The organism is Natrinema soli (assembly GCF_028618695.1).
Map to the genome: position 1 here is coordinate 1 of NZ_JAQIVI010000710.1, position 1,814 is coordinate 1,814.

The following is a 1,814-nucleotide window of genomic DNA, read 5'->3' on the forward strand; positions in this document are numbered from 1 at the left end:
AGCGCGGGACGGGCCGATCGCGATTTCGTCGCCGGCGCGCTCTCGGAGTGGCGGCTCATCGTGACAGCGCTGGCGATCGTCGGCGCACCCGTCTTCGTCTGGCAGGGCCTGTTCAACTTCTACGAACTGTACATGCAGTCGAAGGGGCTCTCCGATCGGATGGCCGGGATGATGCTCACGATCGTCTTCGCCGCCGGCGTTCCCGCGTTTTACTTCGGCGGCGATCTGGCCGACAGGTTCCCGCAGGTCCCGTACCTGCTCGGAATCGTCGGCGCGTTCGCCGCGAGCCTCCTCGTACTGACGACGGTCGACAGCCTGCTCGCGCTGATCGCGGTCACCGCGATCGTCGGCTTCGTCGTTCACGCGCTGTTCCCGGCCACGGACACGTACCTCCTCGATACGCTGCCGGATTCGACGCGGGCGAGCGCCTACGCCGTGTTCAGTTCGATCTGGATGCTAACGCAGGCGCTCGGTTCGTCCGCCGTGGGTCTCTTCCTCGAGCGCGGCTACACCTACGACGCGGTGTTCAGTAGCGCCGCCCTCCTCCTCGGGGGCTCGATCGCCGTCCTCGTTCTCCTCGAGCGACGAGACAGACTCCCGAGTTGAACCGTCGACTGCTGGGAAGTCGCGACCGTCGACGGAAACCGATATCGGGGTCGACTACGGATTCCCGCGATCGCTACCGGTCCAGTAGTTATCGAGATTGTCGATAAATATACGTTCCGTGCTATCAAATGGCTGTGTGATAACTTCATCTCCCCTCGAGGAGAACGAGAGCGTGGGTTTCCGGTCGTCACCGGGGCAGTCAGTACTGTTCCGGACGACGGGCGCGAAATCCGGAGGAGGGGACAATGGTATCAACCGAAACACAAGCGGAGATAGCGGAGTATCTCGGACAGGTTCCGAGCTGGATCACGGCGCTGCCGGAGCCGGCCGCGGACCACAGCTGGGGGATCGTTCGAGACCTCCAGCTCGGAGAGACGGAACTCGAGCAGCGGGAAAAAGCGCTCGTCGCCCTCGGCGCAGCGGCGGCGATTCAGTGTCCGTACTGCATCCGCTTCCACAGAGCGGAAGCGGAACTCGAGGGGGTGACGGACGCGGAGATGGCCGAAGCGATCGCCGTCACGAGCGGCGTGCGCTACTTCTCGACGGTGCTCCACGGGGCGGAGGTCGATCGCGACGAGTTCGCGACCGAGACCGCAGAAATCGCCGAGCACGTCGAGGAGCAGCAATCCGCGGCGCCGAGCGACGACTGAGACGGTCCGGTGTACCGATGTACCGGCGCAACCGCAGGTCAGGTCGCGGATGCGCCGGGACACGGTGACAGCGGATCGTCCGAACGGTCGGACACCCGATCACGATATTTCTTGTACCGAACGACGGCTTCTTTCATCGAACGACGATCGGTGGACGCTCGAGGACTGGGACGGCCGCGTCGTGAACCGAGTCGCTCGAGCGAAACGGGGGGAGTTCAGACGTCGCGGTCTTCGGAAATCTGCGGGACGCCCTGAACCGTGATCGTTTCGCCGACGATGTACGACGAGGCGGGGCTGGCGAGGAACTGCGTGACGTCGGCGATTTCCTCGACGGTTCCGATCCGGCGCGCGACCTCCTCGCGGTCGATGTTGTCCGCGGAGACGCCCATCTGGCTCTCGACGCCCGGCGTGGCGACGAAGCCCGGCGCGATGCAGTTGACGCGGACGTCGGCGTCGGCCCACTCGTAGGAGAGCGTCGTCGTCAGGTTGATCACGCCGGCCTTGGCCGCGCCGTAGTGGCTCATCGTCTTCGAGCCACGGGTGCCCGCGACGCTGGCG

The 1,814-nt window shown here is 65.1% G+C and carries 3 protein-coding genes; 2 read left to right on the forward strand and 1 reads right to left on the reverse strand.

Annotation, left to right across the window (positions count from 1 at the left end; all coding sequences use genetic code 11):
- A partial coding sequence (locus PGX04_RS30660; protein WP_273741937.1) for an MFS transporter occupies positions 1-606 on the forward strand: 606 nt, incomplete at its 5' end.
- A gap of 245 nt (positions 607-851) precedes the next feature.
- Complete coding sequence (locus PGX04_RS30665; protein WP_273741938.1) at positions 852-1,256, forward strand: carboxymuconolactone decarboxylase family protein; 405 nt, start codon at positions 852-854, stop codon at positions 1,254-1,256.
- Positions 1,257-1,471: 215 nt separating this feature from the next.
- Here PGX04_RS30665 and PGX04_RS30670 read toward each other — a convergent pair.
- Positions 1,472-1,814, reverse strand: a 343-nt coding sequence (locus tag PGX04_RS30670) for an SDR family NAD(P)-dependent oxidoreductase (RefSeq protein ID WP_273741939.1), incomplete at its 5' end; no start/stop codon positions are given.